The organism is Klebsiella sp. AqSCr (assembly GCF_008452795.1).
Taxonomy (GTDB): Bacteria; Pseudomonadota; Gammaproteobacteria; order Enterobacterales; family Enterobacteriaceae; genus Klebsiella; species Klebsiella pneumoniae.
Map to the genome: position 1 here is coordinate 2572503 of NZ_MJDM01000005.1, position 22097 is coordinate 2594599.

Annotated in this window: 17 protein-coding genes, 1 tRNA gene and 3 rRNA genes; 13 read left to right on the forward strand and 8 right to left on the reverse strand. The window is 54.9% G+C overall.

Annotated elements, in window-relative coordinates; genetic code table 11:
- Positions 1-58 precede the first annotated feature (58 nt).
- The 3 genes from mreB to BHE81_RS16650 form a co-directional block, all read right to left on the reverse strand.
- Positions 59-1102, reverse strand: coding sequence for a rod shape-determining protein MreB (gene mreB, locus BHE81_RS16640; protein ID WP_002918653.1), 1044 nt, complete (start codon positions 1100-1102; stop codon positions 59-61).
- Between the two features lie 305 nt (positions 1103-1407).
- Entirely contained in the window at positions 1408-3348 is a 1941-nt protein-coding gene (csrD, locus tag BHE81_RS16645; RefSeq protein ID WP_004181432.1) for an RNase E specificity factor CsrD, read from the reverse strand.
- Positions 3349-3427: 79 nt separating this feature from the next.
- Complete coding sequence (locus BHE81_RS16650; RefSeq protein WP_004211674.1) at positions 3428-3619, reverse strand: hypothetical protein; 192 nt, start codon at positions 3617-3619, stop codon at positions 3428-3430.
- Between the two features lie 229 nt (positions 3620-3848).
- Here BHE81_RS16650 and msrP point away from each other — a divergent pair, with 229 nt between their 5' ends.
- The 10 genes from msrP (at position 3849) to fis (ending at position 12315) form a co-directional block, all read left to right on the forward strand.
- Positions 3849-4850: a protein-methionine-sulfoxide reductase catalytic subunit MsrP gene (gene msrP, locus BHE81_RS16655; protein WP_004174108.1), complete on the forward strand. Its 1002-nt coding sequence runs from the start codon at positions 3849-3851 to the stop codon at positions 4848-4850.
- Entirely contained in the window at positions 4850-5458 is a 609-nt protein-coding gene (msrQ, locus tag BHE81_RS16660; RefSeq protein WP_004889547.1) for a protein-methionine-sulfoxide reductase heme-binding subunit MsrQ, read from the forward strand. Before msrP ends, msrQ begins: the two co-directional genes overlap by 1 nt.
- 223 nt (positions 5459-5681) lie before the next feature.
- A complete protein-coding gene (gene aroQ / locus BHE81_RS16665) occupies positions 5682-6134 on the forward strand; it encodes a type II 3-dehydroquinate dehydratase (RefSeq protein WP_004174104.1) in 453 nt (150 codons plus the stop codon).
- A gap of 22 nt (positions 6135-6156) precedes the next feature.
- Entirely contained in the window at positions 6157-6624 is a 468-nt protein-coding gene (gene accB, locus BHE81_RS16670) for an acetyl-CoA carboxylase biotin carboxyl carrier protein (protein ID WP_002918736.1), read from the forward strand.
- A 10-nt stretch (positions 6625-6634) separates the two neighbouring features.
- Positions 6635-7984 carry an acetyl-CoA carboxylase biotin carboxylase subunit gene (gene accC, locus BHE81_RS16675; RefSeq protein ID WP_004174096.1) on the forward strand — a complete coding sequence of 450 codons (1350 nt, stop codon included), beginning with the start codon at positions 6635-6637 and terminating at the stop codon, positions 7982-7984.
- Positions 7985-8094: 110 nt separating this feature from the next.
- Positions 8095-8337, forward strand: coding sequence for a YhdT family protein (locus BHE81_RS16680; RefSeq protein WP_002918740.1), 243 nt, complete (start codon positions 8095-8097; stop codon positions 8335-8337).
- A complete protein-coding gene (gene panF, locus BHE81_RS16685; protein ID WP_004185876.1) occupies positions 8327-9778 on the forward strand; it encodes a sodium/pantothenate symporter in 1452 nt (483 codons plus the stop codon). Before BHE81_RS16680 ends, panF begins: the two co-directional genes overlap by 11 nt.
- Positions 9779-9789: 11 nt before the next feature.
- Positions 9790-10671, forward strand: coding sequence for a 50S ribosomal protein L11 methyltransferase (gene prmA, locus BHE81_RS16690; RefSeq protein WP_002918745.1), 882 nt, complete (start codon positions 9790-9792; stop codon positions 10669-10671).
- 357 nt (positions 10672-11028) lie between these two features.
- Positions 11029-11994, forward strand: coding sequence for a tRNA dihydrouridine synthase DusB (dusB, locus tag BHE81_RS16700; RefSeq protein WP_004144972.1), 966 nt, complete (start codon positions 11029-11031; stop codon positions 11992-11994).
- A 24-nt stretch (positions 11995-12018) separates the two neighbouring features.
- Positions 12019-12315, forward strand: coding sequence for a DNA-binding transcriptional regulator Fis (gene fis, locus BHE81_RS16705; protein ID WP_000462905.1), 297 nt, complete (start codon positions 12019-12021; stop codon positions 12313-12315).
- Positions 12316-12402: 87 nt separating this feature from the next.
- Here the strand turns inward: fis and envR are convergent, their stop codons facing one another.
- Positions 12403-13053 (reverse strand): acrEF/envCD operon transcriptional regulator, encoded by a 651-nt coding sequence (envR, locus tag BHE81_RS16710; protein ID WP_004150972.1) that lies wholly within the window; start codon positions 13051-13053, stop codon positions 12403-12405.
- Positions 13054-13430: 377 nt separating this feature from the next.
- On the opposite strand from envR, the gene BHE81_RS16715 reads away from it, so the two are divergent.
- The 3 genes from BHE81_RS16715 to BHE81_RS16725 all read left to right on the forward strand — a co-directional run bounded on the left by BHE81_RS16715 (position 13431) and on the right by BHE81_RS16725 (position 18207).
- On the forward strand, positions 13431-14570 hold the full coding sequence (locus BHE81_RS16715; RefSeq protein WP_023342586.1) for an efflux RND transporter periplasmic adaptor subunit: 1140 nt from the start codon (positions 13431-13433) through the stop codon (positions 14568-14570).
- A 12-nt stretch (positions 14571-14582) separates the two neighbouring features.
- Positions 14583-17693: an efflux RND transporter permease subunit gene (locus tag BHE81_RS16720; RefSeq protein ID WP_004144975.1), complete on the forward strand. Its 3111-nt coding sequence runs from the start codon at positions 14583-14585 to the stop codon at positions 17691-17693.
- A 292-nt stretch (positions 17694-17985) separates the two neighbouring features.
- Positions 17986-18207: a membrane protein gene (locus BHE81_RS16725; RefSeq protein ID WP_002919103.1), complete on the forward strand. Its 222-nt coding sequence runs from the start codon at positions 17986-17988 to the stop codon at positions 18205-18207.
- A gap of 408 nt (positions 18208-18615) precedes the next feature.
- Here the strand turns inward: BHE81_RS16725 and rrf (BHE81_RS16730) are convergent.
- From rrf (BHE81_RS16730) to BHE81_RS16745, 4 genes are all read right to left on the reverse strand, one after another.
- Positions 18616-18731 (reverse strand): 5S ribosomal RNA (gene rrf, locus BHE81_RS16730).
- Positions 18732-18769: 38 nt separating this feature from the next.
- Positions 18770-18845: transfer RNA gene (locus BHE81_RS16735), tRNA-Thr, on the reverse strand.
- 14 nt (positions 18846-18859) lie between these two features.
- A 5S ribosomal RNA gene (gene rrf, locus BHE81_RS16740) occupies positions 18860-18975 on the reverse strand.
- Between the two features lie 96 nt (positions 18976-19071).
- A 23S ribosomal RNA gene (locus BHE81_RS16745) occupies positions 19072-21973 on the reverse strand.
- Positions 21974-22097: the final 124 nt, after the last annotated feature.

Below are 22097 nucleotides of genomic sequence, written 5' to 3' on the forward strand. Positions count from 1 at the left end.
TTCTCGTGTCAGTAAAGACCAGGGGCAGCTCGTATGCCGCCCCGGACCTTCAGGCTGACTACTCTTCGCTAAACAGGTCGCCGCCGTGCATGTCGATCATCTCCAGCGCCTTGCCGCCGCCACGCGCTACGCAGGTCAGCGGATCTTCAGCAACCACGACTGGAATACCGGTTTCTTCCATTAACAGACGGTCCAGGTTGCGCAGCAGCGCACCACCGCCGGTGAGAACCATCCCGCGTTCAGAGATATCAGACGCCAGTTCCGGCGGGCACTGCTCAAGGGCAACCATGACCGCACTCACGATGCCGGTCAGAGGCTCCTGCAGCGCTTCAAGAATTTCGTTTGAGTTCAGGGTGAAGCCGCGTGGCACGCCTTCCGCCAGGTTACGACCGCGCACTTCAATTTCGCGCACTTCATCGCCCGGGTAAGCCGAACCGATTTCATGCTTGATACGTTCAGCGGTCGCTTCACCGATCAGGGAGCCGTAGTTACGACGCACGTAATTGATAACGGCTTCGTCGAAGCGGTCACCGCCGATACGTACAGAAGAGGAATAGACCACGCCGTTCAGGGAGATAACCGCCACCTCAGTGGTACCGCCACCGATATCCACCACCATGGAGCCGGTCGCTTCAGAAACCGGTAAGCCTGCGCCAATCGCTGCCGCCATCGGCTCTTCGATCAGGAAGACTTCACGGGCGCCTGCGCCCTGCGCGGATTCACGAATAGCGCGACGTTCGACCTGGGTTGCGCCAACCGGTACACACACCAGCACGCGCGGGCTCGGGCGCATAAAGCTGTTGCTGTGCACTTGTTTGATAAAGTGCTGCAGCATCTTTTCCGTCACGAAGAAGTCAGCGATAACGCCGTCCTTCATCGGGCGAATCGCCGCGATATTACCCGGGGTACGGCCGAGCATCTGCTTCGCTTCATGACCCACGGCGGCGACGCTTTTCGGCGATCCGGCACGATCCTGACGAATGGCCACCACGGAAGGCTCATTCAATACGATGCCTTGTCCTTTTACGTAAATAAGGGTATTCGCGGTACCCAGGTCAATGGACAGGTCATTGGAAAACATGCCACGAAATTTTTTTAACATACTAAGGGATAATCCTGAAAGCTGGGGCGGAAAACAAAATCCGCTTACTTTACCAACCACACGCAGCAGCGACAAGGCGCAAAAATCACCTGCTGCGGTGAAAATTAGTGCAGTTCATTTCCTTTGTTACAAATTTTCCCGACTCCGTTCATTGCTGAAATCTTCAGCAGCGCTCCACGCCTGAATTTGTAACCTGTCAAAGGAGGGTCACTGGCATTTACATTGCGATGATCCGGCAGGTAGACAAGCACACCCCCTTCACGATGGCGCGCGTTATTCTACGTGAAATCACGCTAAACGGCAGATCAAACCGAGTATCTTTGCGAATATTTTTTCACATTTGTGTCAAGTGGCTGTGAGGCGGCAAAAAATTCCCCCTGCCCGCCCGTGACACCGCATTGGGACAGTACCAACCACTCGCTGCGGCTGCGTACGCCCGTCGCAAAAACTTGCATAGGCATGCCTTTACAGGCTTCCACCAGGCTTTGCACCAGCAGTTGGTTCTCGCTGCGCTTTTCGATGTTGCGCGCCAGACCCGGATGCAGTTTGATCAGCTCCGCATCCAGCTGCTTGATCCAGCTGGTTCCAACCAGGGTTAACCCCGCCTGAACCACTGCCACCCGAACGCCCAGAGCGTTAACCAATCGCATAACCGGCTGCAGACGGCCGATATATTGACAAACATCTGCCTCTGCAAGTTCAAAAATAATCCGCTGACGCTGCGATTTTTCACACTGCATCAAGGCATCGCGCAGCCAGCGCTGGAAACGCGGACGGATCAGCGACTCCACCGACAGCTGGAGCGCCAGATTCTCCTCGGGCCAGAAGCCTAAAAACGGCAGCAGGCGCGTTACCTGCAGGCGGTCATACTCCTCCGCCAGGCCAAACTGCAGCACCATCGGCATGTATTCCGCTGCAATCACCTCTTCTTTACCGTCGTACATCCGCGACATCAGTTCACGATGATGTACCCGCCCGTCGCGGGTGACAGCTGGTTTTTGGTACAACCGCGGCCCGCCGCGGCTCAGCATCTGTTCGATCAGCGTTCGCCAGCGAACGTTGCCGCGACCTTTCTCCGGGAGGGTGTCATCATAGACCGACCAGCTGTTGCTGCCCTGCAGCACCGCGTTGCGCGTCGCCGCTTCCGCATGTTCCATCACCTGCGCCGCCGATTGCCCGCTGCGGAAAGAACAGATGCCGATATGCATCATATCGTCGCGATCGAGGATACGCGTTGGAGGCAGCGCATCCATCGCCTTCAGCAACAGGCCGGCGATACTATCCGCCTCTTTCAACGTACGGTGCGGCAGCAGCACGGCGAAGTCGCTACGGTGATAGCGCGCCAACAGCGCGCCGGGGTAACGCATAATAAAGGTAGAGAGCAGGTTGATAAGCGTAAAGTAATGTTCTTCGGCCGCCGCCCGTCCCCAGTTGTCCCGTAGCAGATCAAACTCCGGCAGACGGATCATCATCACGATGCCGTAGGCTCCCACCTTCTCCTGGTCTTCCAGCAGCGTGGCCAGCTGATTGTCAAAAAACAGGCGGTTATTCAGTCCGGTTTTCGAATCCTGCGCCGCGTAGGAGCGAATAAGCGTATCCATCCGGCTGCGCTGATCGCTGGCGAACTGCAGCTCCGACAGCAGCATATCCAGCGCGCTACTGGTGCTGGCCGGCCATTCATAGACCGACCCGCGCACCTGCGGCCCGCGCTCGCCGCTCAGGATACGCGTGGAACGCAGCTCCAGCAGCTCCTGGCCGGCCAGCTGGCGGCGGATCCAGCGGACGGCGAAGAAAATAATCACCACCATGAAGCCAATGGAGATCGACAGCGGGGCAGTGATCGACAGCGAACGGAAATAGTTCACCATCGGGTCAACGTAGACCAGATGCAGCGTAATACCAGGATGTTTAAGCGACGGAACCGTGATCTCACGGAATTGCTCATGGCTGCCGAGCGGGCGATAGCTATCGGGTCGGGAATGGCTGTAGAGCGGTTTGCCGTTGAGCATGAAATCGATATGCACGATCTCGATCGGCGTCATCAGCTCATCCAACTGCGGTTCAAGCTTATCGAAAGAGGTGGTGATGAGCCGGTTATCCAGCATGGTCGCCACCGCCTGAACGCGGTTTTCGACCTTGTTCTCAATGCCGTTATAAAAACTCAGCGAAGCGCCAATCAGCGTGACAAAGATGGTCAGGCTAGTTAGCAGCGTAATAAAGGCTGAGAACTTCGTCGTTAATCGCATCCCTGTGTTAACTCCGCGAGTGAATGACTACCCGATGAACCATCAGGCTCCCGTGCCGGCGCGCACCTTGCCGCAAGCATTAACCTTTTAAAGCGCGACGCATACTATCAAAGATGGCGAGTCTGGCAATGGAATGCGTATTATCGGTAAAAGTATGCCGATAGCGAGTATAGTTTGCAGAAAAAATTTGCCAATCGTCGCCCGCCTGCGGCCTGCGCCAGAAGCGCTTTAATTTTAGACGCAGGATGGCAAACCCGCGCCGGCGGCGCAAATTATTACCGGTTTACCGTTTGGCCTGCTTGCCGCCCTCTTTTTCCCTGCTAAAGATGCCGGGTCATGCGCGGTAAAGGAAACGTCTTGCGCCACTTTCCGATGATTCCTGGACGACCGCGCCTCTGCTTCGGCGGCGGCTCCTCATCCTAATGTGCAATTTTTCGTGACATATTCGCCATTCATCGCCGTCTCCGTCATGCTTAGGAAAACGCATGACGGAGGACACCATGAAAAGAAAAAAACTGACGGAAGCCGACGTCACGGCCGAATCCGTTTTTATGCTCAAGCGGCGCCAGGTGCTGAAAATGCTGGGTATCAGCGCGACGGCGCTTTCGCTTCCCGCCGCCGCGCAGGCCGATCTGCTGGACTGGTTTAAAGGCCACGACCGCCCGCCGGCCCCGGCGGGCAAGGCCCTGGAGTTTGCTAAACCCGCCGAGTGGCAGGCTAATCTGACGCTTACCCCGGAAGATAAGGTCGCCGGTTACAATAATTTTTATGAATTCGGCCTCGATAAAGCCGATCCGGCGGCGAACGCGGGTAGCCTGCGCACCGATCCCTGGACGCTCACCATCGGTGGCGAAGTGGCGAAACCTCTGACCCTTGACCATGACGATCTGACCAAACGCTTCCCGCTGGAAGAGCGCATTTATCGTATGCGCTGTGTGGAAGCCTGGTCGATGGTGGTCCCCTGGGTCGGCTTCCCGCTGCATAAACTGCTGGCGCTGGTGGAGCCCACCAGCAGCGCGCGCTATGTGGCCTTCAAAACCCTCTATGCTCCGGATCAAATGCCCGGCCAGAAAGACCGGTTTATCGGCGGGGGGCTCGCTTACCCTTACGTGGAGGGGCTACGGCTGGATGAAGCGATGCACCCGCTGACGCTACTCACCGTCGGGGTGTATGGCAAAGCGCTGCCGCCGCAAAACGGCGCGCCGGTCCGCCTGACCGTGCCGTGGAAGTACGGTTTTAAAGGCATAAAATCCATTGTTAGTATCGAGCTGACCCGCGAGCGGCCGCCAACCACCTGGAACCTGGCGGCGCCGGACGAATACGGCTTCTTCGCTAACGTCAATCCGCACGTCGATCACCCCCGCTGGTCGCAGGCTAGCGAGCGGTTTATCGGCGCCGGCGGCGTGCTCGATGTGAAGCGTCAACCGACGTTGCTGTTTAATGGCTATGCCGACGAAGTGGCGTCGCTGTATCGCGGCATGAATCTGCGGGAGAACTTCTAGTGCGTTTCACCGTCAAACAGATCGTCTGGCTGAAGGTTTTACTTCACCTTGCGGGGTTTTTGCCGCTGGTCTGGTTATTCTGGGCCGGGCACCAGGGCTACTTTAGCGCCGATCCAGCCAAGGATATCCAGCACTTTACCGGCAGAATGGCGCTTAAGTTTCTGCTGGCGACGCTGCTGGTCTCTCCGCTGGCGCGCTATGCGAAGCAGCCATTATTGATTCGCGTTCGTCGGCTGTTAGGTTTATGGTGTTTTGCCTGGGCGACGCTGCACCTGACCAGCTATACCCTACTGGAGCTGGGCATTAACAATCTGGCTCTGCTGGGCTCGGAGATTATCACCCGCCCCTATCTGACATTGGGCATGATCAGCTGGGCGATTCTGCTGGCGCTGGCGGTGACCTCCACGCAAGCGATGCAGCGAAAACTGGGGCGTCGCTGGCAACTTTTACACAACTTCGTCTATCTGGTGGCGATCCTCGCGCCGATACACTACCTGTGGTCAGTGAAGATCGTCTCGCCGCAGCCCGTTATATATGCCCTGCTGGCAGCGGGGCTATTGACATGGCGTTACAAGAAGTTCCGCCAGTGGTGGCGCTCAATCCGGTAATGTGCAGTTTCCCGCAGATCCTTTATCAACCGCGACTCTTTTTCAGATAGCGGTTGATAATCTTCCCTGATAAGACCAGTATTTAGCTGCCAATTGCTACGAAATCGTTATAATGTGCGACTTTGGTTTTCCTGACGGGGTTTTCTGACCCTGAAAAGGTGACAAGGGCGCATTGAAGGTATATGTTGTTTTTTACCCGAAAATGGCAGGAGATCGCCACACAATGGCAGTGAAGTTTCACATTTTGCTTTTGAATGGTCCAAACATTAACATGCTCGGTACCCGCGAGCCTGAGAAGTATGGCCCTCTCACGCTGGCTGAAATTGTTAACCGTTTAACATCTGAAGCGGCGGCGCTGAATGTGAGTCTGGATCACCTGCAGTCCAACGCGGAGCATGCGTTAATCGACCGAATTCATCAGGCTAAAGACAACGTGGACTATATCCTGATTAATCCGGCCGCGTTCACGCATACCAGCGTAGCAATCCGTGACGCTTTGCTCGCCGTGAACATCCCGTTTATCGAGATTCACCTGAGCAATGTGCATGCACGCGAACCCTTCCGCCAGCACTCGTATCTGTCAGATGTCGCCGCTGGCGTCATTTGCGGGCTGGGGGCGGATGGTTATTCATACGCTTTACAGACGGCGGTAAAACGCCTGTCACAATCACACTAAACAAAGAGTACGGAACCCACTCATGGATATTCGTAAGATTAAAAAACTGATCGAGCTGGTTGAAGAATCAGGTATCTCCGAACTGGAAATTTCTGAAGGCGAAGAGTCTGTTCGCATCAGCCGCTCTGCACCGGCCGCAAGCTATCCGGTTATGCAGCAGGCTTATGCTGCGCCGATGATGCAGCCTCAGGCGCCTGCCGCCGCGACTGCCGCACCAGCTGCTGCGGCTGAAGCGCCGGCGAAAGCGGAAATCAGTGGTCACATCGTACGTTCCCCGATGGTTGGTACTTTCTATCGTACGCCGAGCCCGGACGCGAAAGCGTTTGTGGAAGTTGGCCAGAAAGTTAACGTGGGCGACACCCTGTGCATCGTCGAAGCGATGAAAATGATGAACCAGATCGAAGCCGACAAAGCCGGCGTGGTGAAAGCCATTCTGATCGAAAGCGGCCAACCGGTAGAATTCGACGAGCCGCTGGTAGTTATCGAGTAACGAGGCGAACATGCTGGATAAAATTGTCATCGCTAACCGTGGCGAGATCGCACTGCGCATCCTGCGTGCCTGTAAAGAACTGGGCATCAAGACTGTCGCTGTGCACTCCACTGCGGATCGCGATCTAAAACACGTATTGTTAGCGGATGAGACGGTCTGCATCGGTCCGGCTCCGTCCGTAAAAAGCTATCTGAACATTCCGGCCATTATCAGCGCCGCTGAGATCACTGGCGCGGTAGCGATTCACCCGGGTTATGGCTTCCTCTCTGAGAACGCTAATTTTGCTGAGCAGGTTGAGCGTTCCGGCTTTATCTTCATCGGCCCGAAAGCCGACACTATCCGCCTGATGGGCGACAAAGTGTCCGCGATCACCGCCATGAAGAAAGCCGGCGTCCCGACCGTTCCGGGTTCTGACGGCCCGCTGACCGACGACATGGACGCTAACCGCGCCCATGCCAAACGCATCGGCTACCCGGTTATCATCAAAGCCTCCGGCGGCGGCGGCGGTCGCGGTATGCGCGTTGTACGTAGCGACGCTGAACTGGCGCAATCCATCTCCATGACCAAAGCGGAAGCCAAAGCGGCTTTCAACAACGACATGGTCTACATGGAGAAATACCTGGAAAACCCACGCCACATTGAAATTCAGGTGCTGGCGGATGGTCAGGGTAACGCTATCTATCTGGCTGAACGTGACTGCTCCATGCAGCGCCGTCATCAGAAAGTGGTCGAAGAAGCGCCGGCGCCGGGCATCACCCCGGAACTGCGTCGCTACATCGGCGAGCGTTGCGCGAAAGCCTGTGTGGATATCGGCTACCGCGGGGCGGGTACCTTTGAGTTCCTGTTCGAAAACGGCGAGTTCTACTTCATTGAAATGAACACCCGTATCCAGGTAGAGCATCCGGTAACTGAAATGATCACCGGCGTTGACCTGATCAAAGAGCAGCTGCGTATCGCAGCCGGCCAGCCGCTGTCCATCAAGCAGGATGAAGTGGTAGTTCGCGGCCATGCGGTGGAATGCCGTATCAACGCCGAAGACCCGAACACCTTCCTGCCGAGCCCGGGCAAAATCACCCGTTTCCACGCGCCGGGTGGCTTTGGCGTGCGCTGGGAGTCACATATTTACGCCGGTTACACCGTACCGCCGTACTATGACTCCATGATCGGTAAACTGATCTGCTACGGCGAAAGCCGTGACGTGGCGATTGCCCGCATGAAGAATGCGCTGCAGGAGCTGATCATCGATGGCATCAAAACCAACGTCGATCTGCAGATGCGCATTATGAGCGACGAGAATTTCCAGCATGGTGGCACCAATATCCACTATCTGGAGAAAAAACTCGGCTTGCAGGAAAAATAATTCTGCTCTCTCAGCAAAAGGCCGGGTAAACCGGCCTTTTTTCTTTTTCTCTCTCCTCATCTATACCATGCGGTACAATCCCCGCTTTCTTCATCCTCAAGGGACAAAAAATGGACAAACGCTTTGTTCAGGCCCACAAAGAAGCGCGCTGGGCGCTGTGGCTGACCCTTCTCTACCTTGCCGCCTGGCTGGCCGCCGCCTATCTGCCGGGGGTGGCTATTGGCTTTACCGGCCTGCCACACTGGTTTGAAATGGCCTGCCTGCTGGTACCGCTGCTGTTCATTCTGCTGTGCTGGGCGATGGTCAAACTGATTTTCCGCGATATTTCTCTGGAGGACGATGATGCAGTTTGAGGTCATTATTCCCCTGATCGCCTACCTGGTGGTGGTGTTCGGTTTATCCCTCTACGCCATGAGAAAACGCGCCTCAGGTAGCTTTCTTAATGAGTACTTTCTCGGCAGCCGCTCGATGGGCGGCTTCGTGCTGGCCATGACGCTAACCGCCACCTATATCAGCGCCAGCTCATTTATCGGCGGACCCGGCGCCGCCTATAAATACGGCCTGGGCTGGGTGCTGCTGGCGATGATCCAGCTCCCCGCCATCTGGCTGTCGCTGGGCGTGCTGGGGAAAAAATTCGCCATCCTTGCGCGTCGCTATAATGCTGTCACCCTCAATGACATGCTGTTTGCGCGCTATCAGAGTCGCCTGCTGGTCTGGCTGGCCAGCCTGAGTCTGCTGGTGGCCTTTGTCGGCGCCATGACCGTCCAGTTTATCGGCGGCGCCCGCCTGCTGGAGACGGCTGCCGGTATTCCTTACGATACCGGCCTGCTGATCTTCGGGGTCAGCATCGCGCTGTATACCGCCTATGGCGGCTTTCGCGCCAGCGTGCTCAACGACACGATGCAGGGCATGGTAATGCTGATCGGCACGATCGTGCTGCTGGTGGGCGTGATCCACGCCGCCGGGGGGGTTGGCCATGCGGTAGAGACGCTGCAGTCGATCGACGTCAAGCTGGTGTCCCCGCAGGGCGCGGAGGATATCCTCTCGCCAACCTTTATGGCCTCGTTTTGGGTACTGGTCTGCTTCGGCGTTATTGGTCTGCCACATACCGCAGTGCGCTGTATCTCCTACAAAGACAGCAAAGCCGTGCATCGCGGCATCATTATCGGCACCATCGTGGTGGCGATCCTGATGTTTGGCATGCATCTGGCTGGGGCATTAGGCCGGGCGGTGATCCCCGATTTAACCGTGCCGGATCTGGTGATCCCGACGCTGATGGTTAAAGTGCTTCCGCCCTTTGCCGCCGGGATCTTCCTTGCCGCGCCGATGGCGGCGATTATGTCGACGATCAATGCCCAGCTTCTGCAAAGTTCCGCTACGATCATCAAAGATCTGTACCTGAACTGGCGGCCGGATCAGGCGACTAACGAAAAACGGCTTAAACGCATGTCCGCCGGCATCACGCTCCTGCTGGGGGTCTTGTTGCTGCTCGCGGCCTGGCGGCCGCCGGAGATGATAATCTGGCTGAACCTGCTGGCCTTCGGCGGCCTGGAAGCCGTCTTCCTGTGGCCGCTGGTGCTGGGCCTTTACTGGGAACGCGCCAACGCGGCTGGCGCGCTGAGCGCCATGATCGTAGGCGGCGTCCTGTATGCCGTACTGGCCACGCTGAAAGTGCAGTTTCTGGGCTTTCACCCGATCGTTCCCGCGCTGCTGCTGAGTTTGCTGGCGTTTGTGGCGGGGAACCGTTTCGGTCGTCCCGCCCCACAGTCCTCCATTTTGACTACTGATAAATAAAGAGTTTTGCTATGCCATGGATCCAACTGAAACTAAATACCACCGGCGCGAACGCTGAAGATCTTAGCGATGCGCTGATGGAGGCCGGATCGGTCTCGATCACCTTCCAGGATACGCACGATACGCCGGTATTTGAGCCATTGCCCGGGGAAACCCGCCTGTGGGGGGATACCGACGTAATCGGCCTGTTCGATGCTGAAACCGATATGAAAGCGGTCGTTGCCCAACTGGAGCAGCATCCGCTGCTGGGCGCCGGGTTCGCGCATAAGATCGAGCAGCTGGAAGATAAAGACTGGGAACGGGAATGGATGGATAACTTCCACCCCATGCGCTTCGGGGAGCGGCTATGGATCTGCCCAAGCTGGCGCGATGTTCCGGATGAAAATGCCGTCAACGTGATGCTCGATCCGGGTCTGGCCTTTGGCACCGGTACGCATCCGACGACATCCCTGTGCCTGCAGTGGCTGGATGGACTCGACCTCAACGGAAAAACGGTGATTGATTTCGGCTGCGGCTCCGGCATCCTGGCGATTGCCGCACTGAAGCTGGGGGCGGCAAAAGCAATCGGGATTGATATCGACCCGCAGGCTATTCAGGCCAGTCGTGATAACGCGCAGCGTAACGGCGTTTCTGAACGCCTGGAGCTCTATCTTCCTCAGGACCAACCGGAGTCGATGAAAGCCGACGTGGTGGTCGCGAATATCCTGGCAGGCCCGCTGCGTGAGCTGGCGCCGTTAATCAGCGTCCTGCCCGTTTCAGGCGGTTTGCTGGGGCTTTCCGGCATCCTTGCCAGCCAGGCGGAGAGCGTCTGTGAAGCCTATGCCGATCTCTTCGCCCTTGACCCGGTGGTCGAGAAGGAAGAGTGGTGCCGGATTACCGGCCGGAAAAACTAAGCGCGATGCGGCCTACGGGCCGCATTTTTGTTTCCAGTAGCCACCAAATAATGCCAGGAAATGAGAGGCAGATCGCACTACAGAGCACTTTTTTGGCTACAAAAACAGCGTTTTATATCGCCATGCGGCCAGTTTATCCAAGAAAAATCGAGAAGTTTTATGATTTTATAAATGGACACAAATTATCCATCATCCATTAAATCAATGATTAATATAAGTATTTATTCATCCCTTTTACGCTAGTCCCGGATTCATTGATCTGCAACAGAGGATTGCTCAAAGTTTGGCCTTTCATCTCGTGCAAAAAATGCGTAATATACGCCGCCTTGCAGTCACAGTATGGTCATTTCTTAACTCATGCGCATCGGACACCACCAGCTCAGAAATCGCCTGATCGCAGCGCCCATGGCTGGCATTACTGACAGACCATTCCGGACGCTGTGCTACGAGATGGGAGCGGGTTTAACCGTTTCCGAGATGATGTCTTCTAACCCACAGGTGTGGGAGAGCGACAAGTCCCGTTTACGGATGGTGCATATCGATGAGCCCGGTATTCGTACCGTGCAAATCGCCGGTAGCGTGCCGGAAGAGATGGCTGCCGCCGCGCGGATTAACGTGGAAAGCGGCGCCCAGATTATTGATATCAATATGGGATGCCCGGCGAAAAAGGTGAATCGCAAGCTTGCAGGTTCAGCCCTCTTGCAGTACCCCGACCAGGTGAAGTCGATCCTGACGGCGGTCGTTAACGCGGTGGACGTTCCTGTGACTCTCAAGATTCGCACCGGTTGGGAACCGGAACACCGTAACTGCGTAGAGATTGCCCAACTGGCCGAAGAGTGTGGCATTCAGGCTCTGACTATTCACGGACGCACCCGCGCCTGTTTGTTTAACGGAGACGCTGAGTACGACAGTATTCGGGCAGTTAAGCAGAAAGTTTCCATTCCGATTATCGCGAATGGCGACATTACTGACCCGCTTAAAGCCAGAGCTGTGCTCGACTATACAGGGGCTGATGCCCTGATGATAGGCCGTGCAGCTCAGGGAAGACCCTGGATCTTTCGGGAAATCCAGCATTATCTGGACACTGGAGAGCTGCTGCCCCCGCTGCCGCTGGCAGAGGTGAAGCGCTTGCTTTGTGCGCACGTTCGGGAATTGCATGACTTTTATGGTCAGGCAAAAGGGTACCGAATCGCGCGTAAACACGTCTCCTGGTATCTTCAGGAACATGCTCCAGATGACCAGTTTCGGCGCACATTCAACGCCATTGAGGATGCCAGCGAACAGCTGGAGGCGTTGGAGGCATACTTCGAAAATTTTGCGTAATAGAAATAAAGAGCTGACAGAACTATGTTCGAACAACGCGTAAATTCTGACGTACTGACCGTTTCTACCGTTAACTCTCAGGATCAGGTAACTCAAAAGCCCCTGCGTGACTCGGTTAAACAGGCACTGAAGAACTATTTTGCTCAACTGAACGGTCAGGATGTGAATGACCTGTATGAGCTGGTACTGGCTGAAGTTGAACAGCCCCTGTTGGACATGGTGATGCAATACACCCGTGGTAACCAGACCCGCGCTGCTCTGATGATGGGCATCAACCGCGGTACGCTGCGTAAAAAACTGAAAAAATACGGCATGAACTGATACTAGTCAGTTGCTTGCTTGATATAAAAGGCGCTCTTCGGCATGGGGAAGCGCCTTTTTTATTATCTGCGCCAACAGAACTCATTACTAATTCACCAGCCGTAGCGCAGGCCCTCCCGATAAACGCGCAGCACAGACCACCGCCATTATATTATCCACCAGCGCAGGCGCCTGCTGATAAAGATCGAAGCGTTGCGGATCGAGCAGCCAGTTTTTAATCAGCCCGGAAAAAGCACTGTGTAAAACAATTAATATCATCTCAATGTTTGTTTCGGCTGGCAATATATTGTTACGCACGCAGCACTGCAGGATGCCGCCAATGAGTGAATAATTAAAACCAATACGTTGGCGAATTTCGTATTCCGAAAGCATATCACTGGAAAACTCACAGCGCTGATAAAGAATTTGCATCAGAGCGCGCTGTCGAGGATTCGCAGCAATATAGCGCAGGCCTGCAATAAACCGCTCGCGTAAAGCATTTAGCGGCTCATGTTCGTACTCTATGGCCTGACTGGGCTGAATCAAATCTCTAAGCGGCGGCTGCTGCTGCCACATTTCATTAAACAGCTCCGTCTTACTGGCAAAATGCCAGTACACCGCGCCGCGAGTCACTCCCGCCGCATCGGCGATATCCGTCAGGGTGGTGTTGGTTACTCCGCGCAGGGCGAACTGCTGGATTGCGGACTCAATCAGGAGCTGCCGCGTGCGCTGCGCCTCTTCTTTTGTTTTTCTTGCCATACAAGGCCCCACTTCCCGATAAGCAGATAATATAGGATATTCTTAATTAGAATTAATCTAGCATTTGCCATGAAGTATTATTTAGCAAAAATGCAGACAAGTTAATCCTGATGCGAAAAGAGAATTAATTATTCAAGTGAATATCACCGGAAAATACATTCACTGAAATAATGTCTATTTATCAACTTTTACAATTGCGATAAATCGCAATACTACAGTGACCATTTTTTGTTTTTGCGTGCCTTGCTGATTGCTTAAAAATAAGTATCTCTTACATCCAACGGCGTTTATTTGTAGGATGGCAAACTGCTTTTTGATTCCCTCTTTCTTTCACAGATTCGCCGCCTGATTGGGTACGTAATCTATAAGGAACCGCCATGACGACTCACGCCAGAGTGACACTTTTATCCGGTTTAATTATCTCGGCCTTATTGCTAACCGGTTGCGATAATTCTGACAACCAGCAACCCCATGCGCAGGCGCCGCAGGTGACGGTCCATGTCGTGAACAGCGCGCCGCTATCAGTCACCACCGAACTGCCGGGCCGAACCTCTGCTTTTCGCGTAGCGGAAGTCCGCCCCCAGGTGAGCGGTATCATCCTGAAGCGTAACTTTGTTGAAGGAAGTGATGTCGAAGCAGGCCAGTCGCTCTATCAGATCGATCCGGCGACCTACCAGGCGGCGTGGAACAGCGCCAAAGGCGATGAGGCCAAAGCCGAAGCCGCGGCCGCAATCGCCCATTTGACGGTGAAACGCTACGTTCCACTGCTGGGTACTAAATATATCAGCCAGCAGGAATACGATCAGGCAGTGGCCACCGCCCGCCAGGCCGATGCCGATGTCATCGCCACCAAAGCTGCCGTGGAAACGGCCCGTATCAACCTGGCCTACACCAAAGTAACCTCCCCCATTAGCGGGCGCATCGGTAAATCGAGCGTCACCGAAGGGGCGCTGGTCACCAACGGCCAGTCGGATGCCATGGCTACCGTCCAGCAGCTCGATCCCATCTATGTTGACGTGACGGAGTCCAGTAATGACTTCATGCGCCTTAAGCAGGAAAGCCTGCAGCGCGGCGGTGATACCAAAAGCGTTGAGCTGGTCATGGAGAACGGCCAGGCCTATCCGCTCAAAGGTTCACTGCAGTTTTCTGACGTCACTGTTGATGAAAGTACGGGCTCAATTACTCTGCGCGCTATCTTCCCTAACCCGCAGCATGTCCTGCTGCCGGGGATGTTCGTCCGCGCCCGCATAGACGAAGGCGTCGATCCGCAGGCTATCCTGGTACCGCAGCAAGGGGTGACCCGCACGCCGCGTGGTGATGCCTCTGTGATGCTGGTGAATGACAAAAACCAGGTTGAAACCCGGGAAGTGGTCGCGACTCAGGCCGTTGGCGATAAGTGGCTTATCACCAGTGGGCTGAAGCCGGGCGATAAAGTGATTGTCAGCGGCTTACAGAAAGTCCGTCCAGGCGTCACTGTCAAAGCGGAAGCGGAGCGTGCGGCGCCGGCCGTGCAATAAGGATACCCAGCCATGTCTAAGTTTTTTATTCATCGACCGGTCTTCGCCTGGGTGCTGGCTATCATTATGATGATTGCCGGCGGCCTGGCCATCCTGCAGCTGCCGATAGCTCAGTACCCGACAATCGCCCCTCCTGCGGTAGCGATCTCCGCCACCTACCCCGGTGCAGATGCCCAGACCGTACAGGATACCGTCACTCAGGTTATCGAGCAGAATATGAACGGCATCGACAACCTGATGTATATGTCGTCGACCAGCGACTCTGCCGGTTCGGTAACCATTACGCTCACCTTTAAATCGGGTACCGATCCCGATATTGCCCAGGTACAGGTGCAAAACAAACTGCAGCTGGCCACGCCGCTGCTGCCCCAGGAAGTACAGCAGCAGGGGATTAGCGTCGAGAAATCCAGTAGCAGCTTCCTGTTGGTCGCCGGCTTTATCTCTGATAACCCGACCACCACCCAGGACGATATCTCTGACTATGTCGCCTCCAATGTCAAAGATCCTATTAGCCGCCTCAACGGCGTGGGCGATGTGCAGCTGTTCGGCGCGCAATACGCCATGCGCGTCTGGCTGGATGGCAACCTGCTGAATAAATACAACCTGACGCCGGTGGACGTCATCAATGCGCTGCAGGTCCAGAACGATCAGATCGCCGCGGGTCAGCTCGGCGGTACGCCAGCGCTGAAAGGTCAGCAGTTGAACGCGTCAATCATCGCTCAGACGCGGCTCAAAGATCCGCAGGAGTTTGGCAAGGTCACGCTGCGGGTCAATGCCGATGGCTCTGTCGTCCATCTGAAAGACGTCGCCCGCATTGAGCTGGGGGGAGAGAACTATAACGTTGTCGCCAGAATTAACGGTAAACCTGCCTCTGGTCTGGGTATTAAGCTTGCGACCGGCGCCAACGCCCTGGATACCGCCACCGCGATTAAAGCGAAGCTGGCCGAGCTGCAGCCCTACTTCCCTCAGGGGATGAAGGTGGTTTATCCGTATGATACGACCCCTTTCGTCAAAATCTCCATTCACGAAGTGGTCAAAACGCTTTTTGAAGCAATTATTCTCGTCTTTCTTGTCATGTATCTGTTCCTGCAGAACATGCGCGCAACGCTCATTCCAACCATTGCCGTACCCGTGGTGCTGTTGGGAACCTTCGCGGTATTGTCGATGTTTGGCTACTCCATCAACACGCTGACAATGTTTGGCATGGTGTTGGCGATAGGTCTGCTGGTCGATGACGCTATCGTAGTAGTGGAAAACGTCGAACGTGTGATGGTTGAGGAGAAGCTCTCGCCAAAAGAAGCGACGGAAAAATCTATGTCGCAGATCCAGGGAGCGCTGGTGGGTATCGCCATGGTGCTCTCCGCAGTATTTGTCCCGATGGCCTTTTTCGGCGGCTCAACCGGCGCGATTTATCGTCAGTTTTCAATCACCATCGTCTCCGCCATGGCGCTCTCCGTGCTGGTTGCGCTGGTACTGACTCCGGCGCTCTGCGCCACGTTGTTGAAGCCAGCCTCAGCTGAACACCATGAGAAAAAAGGATTTTTCGGCTGGTTTAACGCCCGCTTCGACCAGAGCGTTAACCACTATACCAACAGCGTCAGCGGTATTTTACGTGGAACTGGCCGTTATCTGGTGATCTACCTGCTGATCGTCGTGGGGATGGCCGTGCTGTTCATGCGCTTGCCCACGTCCTTTCTGCCCGACGAAGACCAGGGCGTCTTCCTGACCATGATCCAGCTGCCGTCCGGTGCTACCCAGGAGCGCACGCAGAAGGTCCTGGATACGGTGACTGATTACTACCTGCATAACGAGAAGGCCAACGTTGAAAGCGTCTTTACCGTTAACGGCTTCAGCTTCAGCGGCCAGGGACAAAACTCCGGTATGGCGTTTGTCAGCCTGAAGCCCTGGGAAGCGCGCAGCGGCGATGAAAACAGCGTGGAGTCCATCATCAAGCGGGCCACCGTAGCCTTTAGCCAGATCAAAGACGCCATGGTTTTCCCGTTCAACATGCCAGCCATTATTGAGCTGGGTACCGCCACCGGCTTCGACTTTGAACTGATCGACCAGGGCGGACTCGGTCATACCGCTCTGACCCAGGCGCGCAATCAACTGCTGGGCATGGTGAAACAGCATCCGGATCAGCTGGTTCGGGTACGCCCTAATGGGCTTGAAGATACCCCTCAGTTCAAACTGGATGTCGATCAGGAAAAAGCGCAGGCGCTGGGCGTATCGCTCTCCGATATCAATGAAACGATATCAGCCGCGCTGGGCGGATACTACGTAAATGACTTTATTGACCGCGGCCGCGTGAAAAAAGTGTACGTTCAGGCTGATGCCCACTTCCGTATGCTGCCGAGCGACATTAACAACATGTATGTTCGTAGCGCCAACGGCGAAATGGTGCCGTTCTCCGCCTTTGTCACTTCACGCTGGATATATGGCTCGCCGCGCCTGGAGCGCTACAATGGGTTGCCATCTATGGAGATCCTCGGTGAAGCTTCGCCAGGCAAAAGTACCGGGGAAGCCATGGCGCTGATGGAAACGCTGGCCAGTAAACTGCCGAGCGGCATCGGTTATGACTGGACCGGGATGTCTTACCAGGAACGGCTCTCCGGCAACCAGGCGCCTGCGCTCTATGCCATCTCGCTGATCGTCGTCTTCCTGTGTCTGGCGGCGCTGTATGAGAGCTGGTCGATCCCCTTCTCAGTCATGTTAGTGGTTCCGCTGGGGGTCATTGGCGCGCTGTTAGCCGCCACGCTGCGTGGGCTGAATAATGACGTTTACTTCCAGGTCGGACTCTTGACCACGATCGGTTTGTCGGCCAAGAATGCGATCCTGATCGTCGAGTTCGCCAAGGATCTGATGGAGAAAGAAGGGAAAGGGATCATTGAGGCCACGCTGGAGGCATCGCGGATGCGCCTGCGGCCTATTCTGATGACCTCTCTGGCCTTTATTCTCGGGGTCATGCCGCTGGTGATTAGCCATGGTGCCGGCAGCGGGGCGCAGAATGCGGTTGGCACCGGCGTGATGGGCGGGATGCTGACCGCGACGCTGCTGGCGATCTTCTTTGTTCCGGTGTTCTTCGTGGTCGTTAGACGACGCTTTACCCGGCACGCTGAATAACTCGGCTATGTCTTGAAGGCGCCCCTTGCGGGCGCTTTTTTTCGCATGCAATATTGGCAGCCAGCTAAACGCGCCACAGTCTGGCAACCGCCATCGCACGCAGCATCGCTGAATCACAATCTTTCTCTCCATCTTTTCTGCATATTCCCGGGCTTATCTTCACGATATTTACGCGGCTCATATATTGAGATGATTTCGGCCTCCGGCCCGGACAATTCGCGGTGATAAAATAAGCCATTCCGTTCTGCACTGGCTTTCAGTACAACCCAGCGGATTATCCAGAGGTAATATCATGAAAAAGTATTTAATCGTGGCGCTGCTGGCCTCTCTGCTGGCAGGCTGTGCCCATGACTCTCCCTGCGTACCGGTTTATGACTCGCAAGGCCGCTTAGTCCATACCAATACCTGTATGAAAGGCACAACAGAAGACAACTGGGAAACCGCAGGCGCAATCGCCGGGGGTGCGGCCGCGGTAGCCGGCCTCACGTTAGGGATCGTTGCTCTGACCCGCTAGATCGCTTCCCCAACCGCAGATACAGGTGTATCCCCTGTATCTGCTCCACTCCATTCCCCAAAGTAAGCGATCATTCAGGCTCTTCCTGACGATAGTTCGCCAGCTTTCTTAGCCGTTGTTGTTGCCAGAGACCGCTGGCAATGAGTCGTCCATCGCTATCGGCAAACTTTTCAGATTCAGGGTTCAGGACCAACAAACACCAAAGGCCCGGTCGAAGAGCGGGCCTTTACTCTGATGGTGAGCAATGATGGCGAACGTCCTGTCCCTCTCTCCGGACCGTTGCTGCGCAATGTTCATATCGATGCCAGTTAGATTTTCCCTGGGCAGCAAAGAAGCTCATCGGCAAACAACAGATAACACAAAAGCAAAAGGCCCAGTCTTTCGACTGGGCCTTTTGCTTTATTTGATGCCTGGCGATTCCCTACTCTCACATGGGGAGACCCCACACTACCATCGGCGCTACGACGTTTCACTTCTGAGTTCGGCATGGGGTCAGGTGGGACCGCCGCGCTATTGTCGCCAGGCAAATTCTTTACAACGTGCCGAACTTTAACCTAAAAAGTGGTGCTGATACCCAGAGTCGAACTGGGGACCTCACCCTTACCAAGGGTGCGCTCTACCAACTGAGCCATATCAGCACGCTAAATTTGATGCCTGGCAGTTCCCTACTCTCACATGGGGAGACCCCACACTACCATCGGCGCTACGGCGTTTCACTTCTGAGTTCGGCATGGGGTCAGGTGGGACCACCGCGCTAGTGCCGCCAGGCAAATTCTGTTTTATCAACACGTCTCACCAACGTATCGATTAATCTGTATCAGAGCTGAAAATTCTCTCAATCCGCCAAAACATCTTCGGCGTTGTAAGGTTAAGCCTCACGGTTCATTAGTACCGGTTAGCTCAACGCATCGCTGCGCTTACACACCCGGCCTATCAACGTCGTCGTCTTCAACGTTCCTTCAGGAGACTTAAAGTCTCAGGGAGAACTCATCTCGGGGCAAGTTTCGTGCTTAGATGCTTTCAGCACTTATCTCTTCCGCATTTAGCTACCGGGCAGTGCCATTGGCATGACAACCCGAACACCAGTGATGCGTCCACTCCGGTCCTCTCGTACTAGGAGCAGCCCCCCTCAATTCTCCAGCGCCCACGGCAGATAGGGACCGAACTGTCTCACGACGTTCTAAACCCAGCTCGCGTACCACTTTAAATGGCGAACAGCCATACCCTTGGGACCTACTTCAGCCCCAGGATGTGATGAGCCGACATCGAGGTGCCAAACACCGCCGTCGATATGAACTCTTGGGCGGTATCAGCCTGTTATCCCCGGAGTACCTTTTATCCGTTGAGCGATGGCCCTTCCATTCAGAACCACCGGATCACTATGACCTGCTTTCGCACCTGCTCGCGCCGTCACGCTCGCAGTCAAGCTAGCTTATGCCATTGCACTAACCTCCTGATGTCCGACCAGGATTAGCTAACCTTCGTGCTCCTCCGTTACGCTTTGGGAGGAGACCGCCCCAGTCAAACTACCCACCAGACACTGTCCGCAACCCCGGTAAGGGGCCAACGTTAGAACATCAAACATTAAAGGGTGGTATTTCAAGGTTGGCTCCACGCAGACTGGCGTCCACGCTTCAAAGCCTCCCACCTATCCTACACATCAAGGCTCAATGTTCAGTGTCAAGCTATAGTAAAGGTTCACGGGGTCTTTCCGTCTTGCCGCGGGTACACTGCATCTTCACAGCGAGTTCAATTTCACTGAGTCTCGGGTGGAGACAGCCTGGCCATCATTACGCCATTCGTGCAGGTCGGAACTTACCCGACAAGGAATTTCGCTACCTTAGGACCGTTATAGTTACGGCCGCCGTTTACCGGGGCTTCGATCAAGAGCTTCTCCTTACGGATAACCCCATCAATTAACCTTCCGGCACCGGGCAGGCGTCACACCGTATACGTCCACTTTCGTGTTTGCACAGTGCTGTGTTTTTAATAAACAGTTGCAGCCAGCTGGTATCTTCGACTGGTCTCAGCTCCATCCGCAGGGACTTCACCTACACACCAGCGTGCCTTCTCCCGAAGTTACGGCACCATTTTGCCTAGTTCCTTCACCCGAGTTCTCTCAAGCGCCTTGGTATTCTCTACCTGACCACCTGTGTCGGTTTGGGGTACGATTTGATGTTACCTGATGCTTAGAGGCTTTTCCTGGAAGCAGGGCATTTGTTACTTCAGCACCGTAGTGCCTCGTCATCACACCTCAGCCTTGATTATCCGGATTTGCCTGGACAACCAGCCTACATGCTTAAACCGGGACAACCGTCGCCCGGCTAACATAGCCTTCTCCGTCCCCCCTTCGCAGTAACACCAAGTACAGGAATATTAACCTGTTTCCCATCGACTACGCCTTTCGGCCTCGCCTTAGGGGTCGACTCACCCTGCCCCGATTAACGTTGGACAGGAACCCTTGGTCTTCCGGCGAGCGGGCTTTTCACCCGCTTTATCGTTACTTATGTCAGCATTCGCACTTCTGATACCTCCAGCATGCCTCACAGCACACCTTCGCAGGCTTACAGAACGCTCCCCTACCCAACAACACATAGTGTCGCTGCCGCAGCTTCGGTGCATGGTTTAGCCCCGTTACATCTTCCGCGCAGGCCGACTCGACCAGTGAGCTATTACGCTTTCTTTAAATGATGGCTGCTTCTAAGCCAACATCCTGGCTGTCTGTGCCTTCCCACATCGTTTCCCACTTAACCATGACTTTGGGACCTTAGCTGGCGGTCTGGGTTGTTTCCCTCTTCACGACGGACGTTAGCACCCGCCGTGTGTCTCCCGTGATAACATTCTTCGGTATTCGTAGTTTGCATCGGGTTGGTAAGTCGGGATGACCCCCTAGCCGAAACAGTGCTCTACCCCCGAAGATGAATTCACGAGGCGCTACCTAAATAGCTTTCGGGGAGAACCAGCTATCTCCCGGTTTGATTGGCCTTTCACCCCCAGCCACAAGTCATCCGCTAATTTTTCAACATTAGTCGGTTCGGTCCTCCAGTTAGTGTTACCCAACCTTCAACCTGCCCATGGCTAGATCACCGGGTTTCGGGTCTATACCCTGCAACTTAACGCCCAGTTAAGACTCGGTTTCCCTGCGGCTCCCCTATACGGTTAACCTTGCTACAGAATATAAGTCGCTGACCCATTATACAAAAGGTACGCAGTCACACCCGAAGGTGCTCCCACTGCTTGTACGTACACGGTTTCAGGTTCTTTTTCACTCCCCTCGCCGGGGTTCTTTTCGCCTTTCCCTCACGGTACTGGTTCACTATCGGTCAGTCAGGAGTATTTAGCCTTGGAGGATGGTCCCCCCATATTCAGACAGGATACCACGTGTCCCGCCCTACTCTTCGAGTTCACAACCTGTGCATTTTGGTGTACGGGACTATCACCCTGTACCGTCGGACTTTCCAGACCGTTCCACTAACACACAAGCTGATTCAGACTCTGGGCTGCTCCCCGTTCGCTCGCCGCTACTGGGGGAATCTCGGTTGATTTCTTTTCCTCGGGGTACTTAGATGTTTCAGTTCCCCCGGTTCGCCTCGTTAACCTATGTATTCAGTTAACGATAGTGTGACGAATCACACTGGGTTTCCCCATTCGGACATCGCCGGTTATAACGGTTCATATCACCTTACCGACGCTTTTCGCAGATTAGCACGTCCTTCATCGCCTCTGACTGCCAGGGCATCCACCGTGTACGCTTAGTCGCTTAACCTCACAACCCGAAGATGTTTCGTAAAACATCATCGTGTCGCGAAAATTTGAGAGACTCGAACACACATTAACTGTGTGTCGTTTCAATTTTCAGCTTGATCCAGATTTTTAAAGAGCAAAACTTC

Bases quoted from the DNA above. Each gene is read 5' to 3' on its own strand.
- mreB (WP_002918653.1), bottom strand. From the start codon at position 1,102: ATGTTAAAAAAATTTCGTGGCATGTTTTCCAATGACCTGTCCATTGAC.
- csrD (WP_004181432.1), bottom strand. From the start codon at position 3,348: ATGCGATTAACGACGAAGTTCTCAGCCTTTATTACGCTGCTAACTAGC.
- msrP (WP_004174108.1), top strand. From the start codon at position 3,849: ATGAAAAGAAAAAAACTGACGGAAGCCGACGTCACGGCCGAATCCGTT.
- aroQ (WP_004174104.1), top strand. From the start codon at position 5,682: ATGGCAGTGAAGTTTCACATTTTGCTTTTGAATGGTCCAAACATTAAC.
- accB (WP_002918736.1), top strand. From the start codon at position 6,157: ATGGATATTCGTAAGATTAAAAAACTGATCGAGCTGGTTGAAGAATCA.
- accC (WP_004174096.1), top strand. From the start codon at position 6,635: ATGCTGGATAAAATTGTCATCGCTAACCGTGGCGAGATCGCACTGCGC.
- BHE81_RS16680 (WP_002918740.1), top strand. From the start codon at position 8,095: ATGGACAAACGCTTTGTTCAGGCCCACAAAGAAGCGCGCTGGGCGCTG.
- panF (WP_004185876.1), top strand. From the start codon at position 8,327: ATGCAGTTTGAGGTCATTATTCCCCTGATCGCCTACCTGGTGGTGGTG.
- prmA (WP_002918745.1), top strand. From the start codon at position 9,790: ATGCCATGGATCCAACTGAAACTAAATACCACCGGCGCGAACGCTGAA.
- dusB (WP_004144972.1), top strand. From the start codon at position 11,029: ATGCGCATCGGACACCACCAGCTCAGAAATCGCCTGATCGCAGCGCCC.
- fis (WP_000462905.1), top strand. From the start codon at position 12,019: ATGTTCGAACAACGCGTAAATTCTGACGTACTGACCGTTTCTACCGTT.
- envR (WP_004150972.1), bottom strand. From the start codon at position 13,053: ATGGCAAGAAAAACAAAAGAAGAGGCGCAGCGCACGCGGCAGCTCCTG.
- BHE81_RS16715 (WP_023342586.1), top strand. From the start codon at position 13,431: ATGACGACTCACGCCAGAGTGACACTTTTATCCGGTTTAATTATCTCG.
- BHE81_RS16720 (WP_004144975.1), top strand. From the start codon at position 14,583: ATGTCTAAGTTTTTTATTCATCGACCGGTCTTCGCCTGGGTGCTGGCT.
- BHE81_RS16725 (WP_002919103.1), top strand. From the start codon at position 17,986: ATGAAAAAGTATTTAATCGTGGCGCTGCTGGCCTCTCTGCTGGCAGGC.